Annotated in this window: 13 protein-coding genes; 10 read left to right on the top strand and 3 right to left on the bottom strand. The window is 69.1% G+C overall.

The annotated features are described in order from the left end of the window. Positions 1-72: 72 nt before the first annotated feature. The 9 genes from zapE (at position 73) to OG300_RS34570 (ending at position 9,163) form a co-directional block, all read left to right on the top strand. Entirely contained in the window at positions 73-1,047 is a 975-nt protein-coding gene (zapE, locus tag OG300_RS34530) for a cell division protein ZapE (protein WP_405488317.1), read from the top strand. Positions 1,048-1,316: 269 nt separating this feature from the next. After that, positions 1,317-2,417 (top strand): glycosyltransferase family 4 protein, encoded by a 1,101-nt coding sequence (locus OG300_RS34535; RefSeq protein ID WP_405488319.1) that lies wholly within the window; start codon positions 1,317-1,319, stop codon positions 2,415-2,417. Continuing rightward, positions 2,417-3,865, top strand: a complete 1,449-nt coding sequence (locus OG300_RS34540) for a UDP-glucose dehydrogenase family protein (RefSeq protein ID WP_405488321.1) — start codon at positions 2,417-2,419, stop codon at positions 3,863-3,865. The genes OG300_RS34535 and OG300_RS34540 overlap by 1 nt, the downstream gene beginning before the upstream one ends. 471 nt (positions 3,866-4,336) lie before the next feature. Then, positions 4,337-5,260: a DUF4129 domain-containing protein gene (locus OG300_RS34545; protein ID WP_405488323.1), complete on the top strand. Its 924-nt coding sequence runs from the start codon at positions 4,337-4,339 to the stop codon at positions 5,258-5,260. A gap of 49 nt (positions 5,261-5,309) precedes the next feature. Continuing rightward, positions 5,310-5,813 (top strand): hypothetical protein, encoded by a 504-nt coding sequence (locus OG300_RS34550; protein ID WP_405488325.1) that lies wholly within the window; start codon positions 5,310-5,312, stop codon positions 5,811-5,813. A 20-nt stretch (positions 5,814-5,833) separates the two neighbouring features. Further along, the gene (locus OG300_RS34555) at positions 5,834-6,796 is read left to right on the top strand and encodes an AAA family ATPase (protein WP_405488327.1); all 963 of its coding nucleotides are present in this window, start codon (positions 5,834-5,836) and stop codon (positions 6,794-6,796) included. A 7-nt stretch (positions 6,797-6,803) separates the two neighbouring features. After that, the gene (locus tag OG300_RS34560) at positions 6,804-8,078 is read left to right on the top strand and encodes a DUF58 domain-containing protein (protein WP_405488329.1); all 1,275 of its coding nucleotides are present in this window, start codon (positions 6,804-6,806) and stop codon (positions 8,076-8,078) included. Positions 8,079-8,136: 58 nt separating this feature from the next. Next, positions 8,137-8,568 carry a hypothetical protein gene (locus tag OG300_RS34565; protein ID WP_405488331.1) on the top strand — a complete coding sequence of 144 codons (432 nt, stop codon included), beginning with the start codon at positions 8,137-8,139 and terminating at the stop codon, positions 8,566-8,568. Between the two features lie 49 nt (positions 8,569-8,617). Beyond that, on the top strand, positions 8,618-9,163 hold the full coding sequence (locus OG300_RS34570; RefSeq protein ID WP_405488333.1) for an RNA 2'-phosphotransferase: 546 nt from the start codon (positions 8,618-8,620) through the stop codon (positions 9,161-9,163). Positions 9,164-9,196: 33 nt separating this feature from the next. On the opposite strand, the gene OG300_RS34575 is transcribed toward OG300_RS34570, so the two are convergent. Continuing rightward, positions 9,197-9,496 (bottom strand): hypothetical protein, encoded by a 300-nt coding sequence (locus OG300_RS34575; RefSeq protein WP_405488335.1) that lies wholly within the window; start codon positions 9,494-9,496, stop codon positions 9,197-9,199. Positions 9,497-9,737: 241 nt separating this feature from the next. Here OG300_RS34575 and OG300_RS34580 point away from each other — a divergent pair, with 241 nt between their 5' ends. Further along, positions 9,738-10,772 (top strand): AraC family transcriptional regulator, encoded by a 1,035-nt coding sequence (locus tag OG300_RS34580; protein ID WP_405488337.1) that lies wholly within the window; start codon positions 9,738-9,740, stop codon positions 10,770-10,772. A 13-nt stretch (positions 10,773-10,785) separates the two neighbouring features. Here the strand turns inward: OG300_RS34580 and OG300_RS34585 are convergent, their stop codons facing one another. Continuing rightward, a complete protein-coding gene (locus OG300_RS34585; RefSeq protein WP_405488339.1) occupies positions 10,786-11,718 on the bottom strand; it encodes an AraC family transcriptional regulator in 933 nt (310 codons plus the stop codon). 53 nt (positions 11,719-11,771) lie between these two features. Beyond that, positions 11,772-12,698, bottom strand: coding sequence for an NADP-dependent oxidoreductase (locus OG300_RS34590; RefSeq protein ID WP_405488341.1), 927 nt, complete (start codon positions 12,696-12,698; stop codon positions 11,772-11,774). Positions 12,699-12,825: the final 127 nt, after the last annotated feature.

The following is a 12,825-nucleotide window of genomic DNA, read 5'->3' on the forward strand; positions in this document are numbered from 1 at the left end:
CTCTGCGGCTTCGCGATCCTCTACAACTATAGAGGTAGCTCTACGGATGTAGAGGATTGCGAGGAGGTCGTCATGGAAGACCTGGAGATCGTGCTGGACCCGGATCAGCAGGCCGCCGCGGACCGGCTGGCCGCCATCGCCGCCCGGATCGGCAAGCGTTGGCACCTCGCGAGCGCGATAAAGAGCCATTGTCCGCGCGGCCTCTACCTGTACGGGGGCCCGGGCCGCGGCAAGACCATGCTGATGAACCGCTTCCTCGCCGCCGTGCCCTCGGAACGCAAGCGCCGCTACCACTTCCACGACTTCTACGCGCGATTGAACGCGGGCATCGGCGAATACGGCAGCATCGACGCCTCGATCGACGTCCTGCTCGGTGACGCCCGGCTGATCTGCTTCGACGAATTCCACGTGCACGACTCGGGCGATGCCCGCCTGGTGGCCCGGCTGCTCGACGTGCTCTTCGCCCGCCGCATCACCCTGGTGGTGACCTCGAACTACCCGCCGGAGCGGCTGCTGCCCAACCCGCTCATGCACGGCATGTTCGTGCCGACCATCGACAAGATCCTCGCGCACCTGGATGTGGTGGCGGTCGACGGCCCGCAGGACTACCGGCAGCTCGCGAGTCGGCACACCGGATTCGCCGCCGGGCGCTACCAGGTCGGCAGCTGCCCCGCCGACGGGAGCGCCGAGCTGCCGATCGCGCACCGGCGGCTGCGCGCACGGACCGTCGAGAACGGGACGCTGACCGTCGATTTCGCGGAGCTGTGCGGCATCCCGGTCTCGGCGGCCGACTACCTGGCGCTGGCCCGCGAGGTGCCCGCCTGGGTGGTGTGCGCGGTGCCCGACCTGAGCACGGTGCCGCCGGACTGGGTGATGCGCTTCGTGAACCTGGTCGACGTGCTCTACGACCTGGACCTGGAACTGTCGATCTTCGCCGAGGTCCCGCTCGCGGATCTGGGCGCGGAAATCCAGCGCGTTCCCGATCTCTACCGCACCCTCAGCCGCCTCGGTGAGCTCTCGCGACCGGTAAACCTCGAGACCCGATAGCCATCCGGCGAAGGGCCGGTGAACTGGGCCAGGAGATCGACGCGCACGGTTCATTTTCCGTCAACGCGCAGGGGGTCCGGCGTTGCGAGCCGCTTCCTACCGTGGCGTCAGGAGCTGCACCGAACCGGAGGGGACCGATGCGAATCCGCGAGCAGGCAAGGGATTCCGCGCCGCGGAAGCCGAGCGTACCGACAGGCCCCATCACCCGGAAAGGCACCCGGTTGCGCGTACTGGTTGTCGCCGAGTCCTTCCTTCCCCAGGTCAACGGCGTGACCAATTCCGTGCGCCGGGTGCTCGACCACCTGGCCGCCAAGGGGCACGAGGCGATCCTCGTGGCACCGACCGGACCCGCGAAGTACGCCGGTTTCCAGGTGCACGTGGTGCGCGGCGCGCGATTGCCGTTCTATCGCGACTTCCGCATCGGCCTGGAGACGCGCCGCCGGTTGCGCAAGATCATGCGCGAATTCCGGCCCGACGTAGTGCATATCGCCTCGCCCGCCACCCTCGGCTATCAGGCCGCCAAGGTGGCGGGCGAGCTCGATGTGCCGACCGTCGCCATCTATCAGACCGATCTGGTGGGTTTCGCGCAGCGCTACGACCTGCCCGGCGGGGTGCGCACCATGACCGCGCTCACCCGCCGCATCCACCTGAAGGTCGACCGCACCCTCGCGCCCTCGACCGCCAGCCTGCGTCAGCTCGAACTGATGGGCATTCCCGGGCTGGCCCGCTGGCCGCGCGGTGTCGACCTGCAGCAGTTCGGCCCCTTCCGGCGCTCCGAGGAGCTGCGAAACCGCTTGGCCCCCAACGGGGAACAGCTGGTCGGCTATATCGGCCGCCTCGCGCCCGAGAAGGAACTGGAACTGCTGGCCCACCTGACGCCGCTGCCCGGTGTGCGACTGGTGATCGTCGGCGGCGGCCCGGAGGAGAAGCGGCTGCGCAAGCTGCTGCCCGGCGCGGCCTTCCTCGGTGTGCTGCACGGTGAGGAACTGGCCGCCGCCTACGCCTCGCTCGACGTCTTCGTGCACACGGGACGTCACGAAACCTATTGCCAGGCCGCACAGGAGGCTCTGGCCTCCGGCGTCCCGGTGGTGGCTCCGCGCTCCGGCGGGCCGATCGACGTGGTCGAGCCCGGCGCCGGATTCCTCTACCCGCCCGGCGACGCGGACGCGCTGGTCGACCTGGTCCGCCGCCTGGTGGACGATTCGCGGCTGCGCGAGCAGACCGCCGAGAACGCTGTGCGCAGTGTCCGCGACCGCTCCTGGGCGGCCGTGAACGAACTGCTGCTGCGCCACTACCGCGAGGTGATCGCGGAAAGACTGCTGCCCGATTCGGCGCGGGGCGAGGTCCCGCTCTCCAAGGAGGCCTCCTGATGCTCCGCATCTCCGTCATCGGCACCGGATATCTGGGTGCCACCCACGCCGCCGGCATGGCCGAGCTCGGCTTCGAAGTGCTCGGGGTGGACAACAATCCGGCCAAGGCGGCCGCCTTGTCGGCGGGGCGGGTGCCCTTCCACGAGCCCGGCCTGCCGGAACTGCTGGCCGGGCACGTGGCCGGTGGGCGGCTGCGCTTCGGCACCTCGCTGGTCGAGGCGGCCCGCTTCGCGGATGTCCACTTCCTCTGTGTCGGAACGCCTCCCGGCGTGAACGGCGCCGCCGACCTGTCGCAGCTGTATGCCGCGCTGGACGGCCTGGTGCCGCATCTGACCCGCAACTGCCTGATCGTCGGCAAGTCCACGGTGCCGGTCGGCACCGCGGAGGCGCTCACCGCGCGGATCGCCGAGCTTGCGCCGGAAGGGATTTCGGTCGATCTGGCCTGGAACCCGGAGTTCCTGCGCGAGGGCCACGCCGTCTTCGACACCCTGCACCCCAACCGCCTGGTCTTCGGCGTCACCACGCCGGACGCCGAGTGGGCGCTGCGGCAGGTGTACACCACGCCGATCGCGGCGGGCGCACCGGTGGTGATCACCAACCTGCCCACCTCGGAGCTGATCAAGGTGTCCGCCAACGCCTTTCTGGCCACCAAGATCTCGTTCATCAATTCGATGGCCGAACTGTGCGAGCTCACCGGCGCGGACGTGACGCTGCTGGCCGACGCGCTCGGCCACGACGATCGCATCGGCCGCAAGTTCCTGGGCGCGGGTCTGGGCTACGGCGGTGGCTGTCTGCCCAAGGATGTGCGCGCGCTGATCGCCCGCGCCACCGAACTCGGCGCGGGGGAGTCGGTGGATTTCCTGCGCGACATCGACGCGGTCAATGTGCGCCGCCGCGAACGCGTGGTGCGTGACACCCTGGAACTGCTCGGTGGCGGCATCCAGCCGTCGGGCCGGGTCGGCATTCTCGGTGCGGCCTTCAAGCCGCTCTCCGACGACGTCCGCGACTCCCCGGCGCTGGACGTGGCCACCCGCCTGCACGCCATCGGCCTCGACGTCACCGTATTCGACCCCGCCGCAACGGCTACCGCCCGCGCGGTCGCCCCGCAGCTGGTCTTCGCGGCCACCGCGGCGGCCGCCCTGCACGAGGCGGACGTGGTCCTGCACCTGACCGAATGGCGCGAATTCCGGGACCTGGACCCGGTTTTCCTGCGCAAGGTGGCGCGCGGCCGCACCATCCTCGACGCCCGCAACACCCTCGACCCCGAACCCTGGCTCGCCGCCGGCTGGGATTTCCGCGCCATGGGCCGCCTGGTCGAGGCGCGCACCCCGCTGCCCAAATCCGTACCGTCCCCGGCGGTCCGGGATCGCCAGCCGGAACCGGCTCGCGCCCTGGTCGCGCCGTCGCCGCTCAACCGCCTGCGGGCCCGGGTCCGCCGCACCGCCTGATTCCCGGTGGGCTGCGCTGTCCCCGCAGCCCACCACCCCTTCTTCCGCCGGTGCCGCCCGCGCGCGGTCGTGGTTGTGCCGCGGCCCAACTCCCTTGCCCCCGCATCTGTGGGATTGACCATTCGGCCTTTCATCCGTTGACATTTCGTGCCGCCCGGACGAGTTTTGTTGGGCGCGGCGGGGATTGGCCGGTGCGGTGCTCGGGCATGCCCGAGCGGGGTGGGACACGGGGATTGGTTTCATCCGGTGATAAGTGGGCTTGCGGGATGGTTCCTGGAGTCCGCGGGATCACGCGTGGTCACAGGTGCAATCGTGACGAGGGGGGTAGCGGAGCCCGGTTCATGATCTATGCGTGAAATGTATGTAACCCGGCATTCGCGATTTTGGTCCTGATGGACCGTTCGGCATGTAACTATGTGCCTGATTTCTGCTGGACTCTGGTTGGGAGTGCTCGTGACTGGGGTGGGGACGGTGGCAACTCGCACGATCGGATTGATCGTGCTGGTGATGCTCTCTGTCGTCGCGCTGCGCGGGTATATCCCGGGCACCGGCGGCCCGCGTGCGCCGCATCCGTCGTCGGCGGTATCACTGGCTCTGATGCCGGTGCTGCTGCTGGTCTCGATGGTGATTCTGATCGCGGGCGTGATCAACAGCCAGCACCGGCTGCCGCTGTCCATGCCCGAACCGGACCGCGACACCCGCGGCGGCAAGCTGGGGCTGCGGCGCCTCGGACTGCTGGTGGTGATCGGCGTCGCGACGCTCGCGCTGCTGGTCACCGCGGTCGTCTCGGTGTACCTGGTGACGCCCGGACATCGATCCGAAGTGGGGTCGTCGCCGGGCAGCACGCCCGCGACCGCCACCACCGAACCGCTGGAAAACGTTGCGACACCGTCGGACACCATCTCCTCACCGTCCCTGTCGGGCACCGCGCTGCTGCTGGTCGGCATCGCGGCCGGAGTGCTGGTGCTGGTGGCCATGGTCGGGTTGATCGTGGTCGCGGTGGGTTCCAACCGCCGCCTGCCCGAAACGTCGACGCCGCACACCCCGCCGACCCCGGAGGAGGCGGTATCGCTGGCCAAGGTCGCCGAGATGGGCCTGGCGGCCATGATCGCGCCCGGCCAGGACCCGCGCACCGCCATCATCGCCTGCTACGTGGCGATGGAACGTGGTCTGGCACAGGCCCGGGAGGTGGCGCCGCTGGCTTCGGACACCCCGTCCGAGGTGCTGGCGCGCGCCTTCGACCGCGGCTTCCTACGCGACGCCTCGGCCCGCGAACTGGTCTCGCTGTTCGAGGAGGCGCGGTTCAGTCCGCACGCCATGCTCGAATGGCAACGGATGCGGGCCGAGCAGTTGCTGCGTATCGTATTGGCTGATCTCCAGGGGCAGGCGGCATGAAAATCGCTGTCGCCGAAGAGCTCCGGCCGGACCGAACGGGGGACCGGCGATGAACCGGATCGCGATCGTGGTGGGCGCGCTGCTGCTGGCGGCCCTGGTCGAAATCGCCGCCCTGGGCGATCAGCGCGAAATCCTGGTGGCGCTCACCGCGATTCCCGTCGCGGGCGGACTCGCGCTGCTGGTGTGGTCGCTGATCGAGCGGTCCCGCCGGATCGAACGCGACGGCCCCGACGACGACGAGATCGACAACGGCCCGGCCGACATGCTGCGCCGCTGGCAGGCCCGCGCCGAAATGCTGGCCGAGCGCGCCGAGGGTTCGCGCGCCGACTGGGACCGCCACCTGCGCCCGTTGCTCGCCAAGGAATTCGAGCTGACCAGCGGTCATCGGATGAACAAGAACCGCCGCGCACTCGAGGTGGCCGGGCAGCTGCAATTCGGCCCCGACCTCTGGCGCTGGGTGGACCCCGCGAACTCGGCGCTGCGGGACGAGGCCAATCGGGCCCCCGGGCGCGCGGCGCTGGACGAGATCCTGCGCCGGCTACAGAACATGTGAGATGAGATGCGAGACATGCGATGACATCACCGATGGAACTGACCATCAAGCGTACCGACGCGGTACTGCGCGAAGTAGGGCGCGTGGTGGTCGGCAAGCGGGACGAGCTGCAGCTGATCATGATCGCGGTGCTCGCCGGCGGCCACATCCTGATCGAGGACCTGCCGGGCCTCGGCAAGACCCTCATCGCGAGATCCTTCGCGACCGCGCTCGGCTTGAACTTCACCCGGGTGCAGTTCACGCCGGACCTGTTGCCCGCCGACCTGATCGGCTCCACCATCTACGACATGCATTCCGGCCGTTTCAGTTTCCGGCGCGGCCCGGTCTTCACCAACATGCTGCTGGCCGACGAGGTCAACCGCACCCCGCCGAAAACCCAGGCGGCACTGCTGGAGGCGATGGCCGAGGGGCAGGTCTCCATCGACGGTGAGACCTTCCCGCTGCCCAACCCGTTCATCGTGATGGCCACCGACAATCCGATCGAGTACGAGGGCACCTACCCGCTGCCCGAGGCCCAGCTCGACCGCTTCGCCATGCAGCTGCGCCTGGGCTACCTGTCGGAAGCCGACGAGATGAACATGATCCGCCGCCGCCTCGAACGCGGTACCCAGCAGGCGCAGATCGGCCAGGTGGCCGACGCGGACGGCCTGCTGGAGATGCGGCAGGCCGTCGAATACGTGACGGTGCACCCGGATGTGGTCGGCTACGTCGTCTCGCTGGCGGCCGCCACCCGGGGTCACCCGCAGGTCGAGGTCGGGGCCAGCCCGCGCGCCGAACTCGACCTGGTGCAGATGGCGCGCGCCCGCGCGCTGCTCAACAATCGGGACTTCGTGGTCCCGGAAGACGTGAAGGCGCTGGCGGTTCCGGCGATGGCGCACCGCATCACGCTGCGCCCCGAGATGTGGGTGCGCCGCATCCGCGGCGAGGACGTCATCGCCGAACTGCTGCGCCGCCTGCCCGTTCCGCGCGCCACCCAGTCGTGAGCCGCGCATGAAGCATCGCGATACCAGCACCTCGATCGAGGCCGAATTGCGCTGGCGCCCGGCACCACTGGTGTTCATGCTGGCCGCGGTGTCGGGTCCGGCGTTGGTGCTGGCGCTGATCCTGGGTAACTGGCAGCTGGTGGTGTTCGCCGCGCCCATGCTCGGCGTGCTCGCGACCGCGCCACTGCAGCAGTCCCGCACCAAGATTCAGGTCGACGGGTCGGGCGTGCTGCGCTGCTTCGAAACCGAGGAGGTGGTGCTGACCGCCGCCGCGTTCGTGGAATCCGGGCACGCGCTGCTGCGGCTGCACGCGCAGACCATCCCCGGCATGGACACCCACATCGAGGAGACGGTGGACTCCGGGCCCGCGCCCGCCGGTCTGCGGCTGGCGCTCTCGGCCGCGCGTTGGGGCCGCTATCCGGTGCCGATGCGGGTCAGCGCGCTGAGTCCGGCCGGGCTGGCGGTGGCGTCGGTGCAGCTGCCCGCCGGGCAGGTGTACATCTACCCGATCACCGACCCGCAGCGAATGCGGTTGCCGCGCACCGAACTTCCCGAACGCATGGGCACCCACCTGACCCGGCGGCACGGACCGGGCGTCGAGTACGCCGACATTCGCGCCTACACGCCGGGCGATCAGCTGCGCACCGTGAACTGGCCGGTGAGCGCGCGGCGCGGCCAGCTCTTCGTCACCCAGCGCTTCACCAACCGGGCCGCGGATGTGGTTGTGCTGGTAGACACTTCGCTGCAGGCCCCCGGTCCCGCCTCGGATTCGCTGGAGCTGTCGGTGCGCGGCGCGGCCCAGGTCGCGCAGTCGGCGCTGCAGGCCGGTGACCGCACCGCCGTGGTCTGCCTCGGCCGCACGCCGCGCTGGCTGCGCCCCGACATCGGCCGCCGCCAGTTCTATCGGATCGTCGACACCGTGCTCGATGTCGGCGAGGAGCACATCGAGACCCAGGGTTCCCTCGCGCCGCACCAGGCCGTTCCGATCGGCGCGGTGGTGGTCGCCTTCTCCACCCTGCTCGACACCCAGTTCGCCCTCGCCCTGATCGATCTGCGCAAGCGCGGTCATGTCGTGGTGGTGGTCGACGTGCTGCGCGGGCCGCCCTTCCCCTGCGACCTGGACTCCACCCTGGCCCGCATGTGGCAGCTGGAGCGCGCCTCCATGTACCGCGATATGAGCACCGTCGGCGTCGACATCGTGCCCTGGCCGGAGGACGTGCGCCTCGATCAGGCCATGCGGTTGATCCCCGACCACCGTCGCACGGTCCGGGTCCGGCGATGACGGCGTGCTCGGGTAACGGCGACGGCCGCAAACTGTTTCGGATGTTCGAGGTGTTCGGGTGACGAAGTTCCTGGCTGTGCTGTCCGGACTGCTGCTGGCCACGGCGGTGACCATCGTGCTGCCCTGGGCGGGCGCGCCGGTGGCGCTGCTGGTGATCGCGGGCTGGCGCTGGCGGGTGTGCGCGGTGCTGGCCGTGCTCGCCGCCATGGCGGTGCTGGCCTGGATCGGGACCGGCGCACTGGTGGCGGGTGGCATCGGACTGGTCGCGACCACCTATCTGCTGAATACGGCCACCGTGTCCGCGCCGGTGGGCGTGGTGCCCACCACCATTCCGTCGGTGGCGGGCGCACTGGTGTTCACCGTGGCGGCCGGAGCCGCCACGGTGCTCCCGACCGGGCTGTCGTGGTTGCCGCTCGCGGCGCCGTTCACGGTGATCGTGCTGTACGCCTTGCTGATTCGCGGACTGGCCGACAACCGCCCCGTCGGCTGACACGAAAATTCGCTTCGAATCCGGCTGCGGCCCTGGTTCACTCGCGACCATGGAACAACAACGAATGGTCAGGACCTCCAAGCGCCTGTCCCGGCATCTGCGACACGCTCCGGAAGAGATCGGCATCGCGCTGGACGCGGCAGGCTGGGTGGAGGTCGCCACGCTGCTGGCGGCGCTCGGGCGGCACGGGAGGGTGCTCACGCGGCCCGAGCTGGACGAGGTGGTGGCGCGAAACGACAAGCGCCGCTTCGAATTCGATGAGACCGGCACCCGCATTCGCGCGAGTCAGGGGCACAGTGTCGACATTGACCTGGACTACGGAGCGGCCGTACCGCCCGCTGTCCTCTACCACGGCACCGTTGCCGCGGTCCTGCCCGCGATCCGCGCGGAGGGACTGAAACCCATGCGCCGCCACGACGTTCACCTGTCGGCCGCGTTGGATACCGCGGTCGCGGTGGGCGCCAGGCGTGGAAAACCCGTGGTGCTGACCGTGGATGCCGCGGCCATGGACCGCGACGGGCACGTGTTCCGGGTCAGCACCAACGGGGTCTGGTTGGTGGCCGCCGTCCCGCCCGCCTATCTGTCGGGATGGTGAGCGGGACCGGCGTGGCCACCGTGGGGGCGAGGGTTACTGCAGGGCGGGCGGCATACGGGTCGGCTTGATCCGTCCCGCATCGACCAGTGCCCGGAATGCCGCGCCTTTGCGCGCGCACTCGCCGACCACGCAGCGACGGTGCTGCTGCATGGTGCGGTGGGCCTCGGTGAGTCCGAGCTCATGATCCGGGGCGAGATGCGACCAGGCCGACGGATCGGTGGTAGCCAGCACCGGAGTGTTGTGCTCGTTGTTGATTCTTTCACGAATCCGTTCGACCGAAAGCCGGTCCGGATCGTGGTGCGGATGATGAAAGCTCATGATCGTGATTGCCATGATCACCAGCGTTGCAAGCGTGGCCGTGAACACTTGCCAGGCGGCCATTGGTCCACCTTCTCCATGTCTATCGGTTGTAGTCAGCTACTGATCGAGTTGATAGCTAGATATTCACCGTACGTCCGATAACGTTACTCGGCCAGCGGCGTGTGGGTCAGAAACAATCGAATTTCGGCCGCTTTCAGCAACTTCCCCGCCGGTTCCGGCCACTGCCACGCTGAATGTTTGCGACCATCAACAGGTGACGGACGGCCAGGATCGACTGCGTTCCATCACCAGTGCGGCACTCCTGGTGGAGTTCGCGGTGGGCCGTGGACTCGGCACCCCGGAACTGCTGCGCCACACCGGAATCGGTGAGCGCGATCTGATGGATTCGACTGCCGAGATCACCCTCGCGCAGGAGCTCGCGCTGATGCGCAATGTGGTCGCGGGCGTCGGCGACGAGCCCGGTATGGGACTTATGGCCGGATTGCTGTGTCACCCACCGAGTCTCGGCGTCCTCGGCTTCGCCCTGATGAGCTGTCCGACCATCCGCGACGCCGTGGATCTGGCGCTGCGCTACGCCGACCTGTCGTTCACCGTCGCCCGCCACCAACTCGTCTCCGACGGCGAGGAGGTGTCCATCGTCCGCGACGACACCGGGATACCCGCCGCGGTGCGCCGTTTCGCGGTCGAACGCGACGTGGCCGCCATCTGGACCATCCAGCAGGACGTCATGCCCATGCGCGTCCCGATCGTGCGGGTCGCGGTCTCCTTCCCGCCACACCCCGTCTACGAGATGTTCGGGGCCATGCTCGGCGTCGACGAGGTGGTCTTCAACGCACCCCGCTCGGTGGTCACCGGCGCCTCCAGCCTCCAGCATCTGCAACTGCCCCAGGCGAATACGGCCACCGCCCGTTTCTACGAACAGCAGTGCGCCGAACTCATGCAGCGCCGCAAACGCCGCCGCGGCATCAGCGGCCAGGTCCGCCAACTGCTCATCTCCCGAGGCGGCATCGCCGAACAGTCCCGCATCGCCGCCGAACTCGACCTCTCCGTCCGCACCCTGCGCCGCCGCCTCGCCGACGAGGGCACCACCTTCCGTGAACTCTCCACCGAAACCGTCGGCCTGCTCGCCGAAGAACTCCTGATGGCCGGAATGACGGTGGAACAGGCCGCGATCCGCCTCGGCTACGCCAGCGTCTCCGCCTTCACCTCCGCCTTTCGCACCTGGAAGGGCCAGGCCCCCGGCCAATTCGCCCGAGAAAACCGAGGCCGAGTCTCCACCCGCGTCTGACCGCGCGCGAGCGTCAGGCAGCGGCGCGAGATTGGCGGCGGTACTGGCCCGGGGCGAGGCCGTACTCGCGTTTGAAGGCCTTGCCGAAGGCGAACTCCGAGCTGTATCCGGCTCGGGTGGCCACCTTTTCGATGGCGAGGTCGTCCTCGCGGAGGAGTTTGGCGGCGGTGGTGAGGCGCCAGCGGGTGAGGTAGGCCAGTGGGGGTTCGCCGACCATGGTGGCGAACTTGCGGGCGAAGGCAGCGCGGGACAGGCCCGCTTCGTCCGCCAGAGACTGGACGGTCCAGGCGGCGGAGGGGTCGTCGTGCATCGCGGCCAGTGCGGGGGCGACGGCCGGATCACGCAGCGCCGCAGCCCATCCGACGGAATCGGTCTGCGGCTGGTCCTCTATCCACGCGCGCAGGATGTAGAGCAGCAGGGAGTCGATCAGCGCCGGGACGATGCCGTGCGAGCCGATGCGCGGGTTGTCCAGCTCCGCGCCCAGCAGCTGGATCGCCGCGGCCAGTTCCGGATGGCGGCCGTGGCGAGCGGGCAGGTAGATCACCTCGGGGAGCTGCTTGAGCAGCGGGTGCGGGCGCTGGCCGTCGAGGTGGTAGTTGCCGCACAGCAGGCTGGCGGCGGGACCGTCGCCACCGATGCGCAGGGCGCCGATCGGCGCGTGCCCGGTGTACTGCTCGGGGCGTGGGATCTCGGGCGGGGTATCGGGATGGTCGGCGAGGATGTGGCCGGAGCCGTCACGCACGAAGATCACGTCACCGGGGCCCATGGCGATCGGCTCGGTGCTGGTCTCGGTCGGATAGATCCAGCAGCTGCCGTGCAGCACGACATGGAATCCCGCGCCCGCGGTGGGCGGCAGCCGCAGCGCCCAGGGCGCGCGGCCGTCGGTGCGCACCGAATGCGGCGCACCGGTCCGCATCGAAGCCAGTGCCTCGCTGAGGACGTCCATCCCGCTCTCCTTCGTCTCCGGATCCCTGTCGTGCAACCCGGACCCGACCGCCATTATTCGATGGTCAGCACCACTTTGCCCACGGTCTGACCCGACGCCACCAGCTCGTGGGCCTTACCCACCTGCTCGAGCGGCAGGGTCTCGGAGACGGTCGGACGCAGCTTGCCCGCGTCGGCGAGTTCCGCGATCGCTTCCAGCGCAGCGTAATCCGGCTCCACCGAGACACCGGCGAAGCGGCGGCCGGACTCCTTGACGGTGTGCTCGAGCTCGGGATTCACATGCTCGAGGATGGTGACCAGCACGCCGCCGGGCTTCAGCACCTGAAGTGAACGCGCGCCGTCGGCGACCGAGTCGAAGACGATGTCGACATCGCGCACCGCCTCGGTGAAATCCGTTGTGCGGTAGTCGATCACCTCGTCCGCGCCGAGGTTCTTCACATAGTCGTGCTTGCCCGCGCTGGCCAGGGCGATCACGTAAGCTCCACGCGCCTTGGCGATCTGGACCGCCAGGTGCCCGACGCCGCCCGCCGCGCGGTGGATCAGCACGCGGTCGCCCGCTTTCACGCCCGCCTTGTCCACCAGTCCCTGCCACGCGGTGAGCGCGGCCAGCGGCAGCGCGGCGGCCTCGATGTGGCTGAGCGACTTGGGCTTCCGCGCCAACTGCCGGGAGGGTGCGGCGACGTACTCGGCGTAGCCGGTGGCGGCACGCGGGAAGAACGGCATCCCGTAGACCTCCTCGCCGATCTCGTAGCGAGCACCGGGCCCGGTCTCCTCGACGACACCGGAGATGTCCCAGCCGACACCGAACGGCGGCTGACCGAGCAGCGGGAACGCTCCCGAGCGGACCGCGATATCGACCGGGTTGACGGCGCTGGCCCGGACCCGGACCAGCACCTCACCCGATAGCAGTTCCGGCTTCGGCGTCTCGACGACCTCGAGTACCTCGGGCCCGCCGAAGGTCTTCTGAATTACTGCGCGCATTGCCTTCTCCGTCTCGCTTGGCTGTCCGTTCAACCGAACGAGAACCACGCTATGCCGCCGAAACGAGACGCTGAATGGCCTGAAGTCTCCAGTTTTTATCCACGCGTATCAGCCGAGAGACTGTGGC

Origin of the sequence: Nocardia sp. NBC_00511 (assembly GCF_045161165.1) — a bacterium.
Classification (GTDB): domain Bacteria; phylum Actinomycetota; class Actinomycetes; order Mycobacteriales; family Mycobacteriaceae; genus Nocardia.

Coding starts and splice junctions, on each gene's coding strand:
- OG300_RS34555 (WP_405488327.1), top strand. CDS start 5,834: ATGACATCACCGATGGAACTGACCATCAAGCGTACCGACGCGGTACTG.
- OG300_RS34590 (WP_405488341.1), bottom strand. CDS start 12,698: ATGCGCGCAGTAATTCAGAAGACCTTCGGCGGGCCCGAGGTACTCGAG.
- OG300_RS34585 (WP_405488339.1), bottom strand. CDS start 11,718: ATGGACGTCCTCAGCGAGGCACTGGCTTCGATGCGGACCGGTGCGCCG.
- zapE (WP_405488317.1), top strand. CDS start 73: ATGGAAGACCTGGAGATCGTGCTGGACCCGGATCAGCAGGCCGCCGCG.
- OG300_RS34560 (WP_405488329.1), top strand. CDS start 6,804: ATGAAGCATCGCGATACCAGCACCTCGATCGAGGCCGAATTGCGCTGG.
- OG300_RS34550 (WP_405488325.1), top strand. CDS start 5,310: ATGAACCGGATCGCGATCGTGGTGGGCGCGCTGCTGCTGGCGGCCCTG.
- OG300_RS34570 (WP_405488333.1), top strand. CDS start 8,618: ATGGAACAACAACGAATGGTCAGGACCTCCAAGCGCCTGTCCCGGCAT.
- OG300_RS34575 (WP_405488335.1), bottom strand. CDS start 9,496: ATGGCAATCACGATCATGAGCTTTCATCATCCGCACCACGATCCGGAC.
- OG300_RS34540 (WP_405488321.1), top strand. CDS start 2,417: ATGCTCCGCATCTCCGTCATCGGCACCGGATATCTGGGTGCCACCCAC.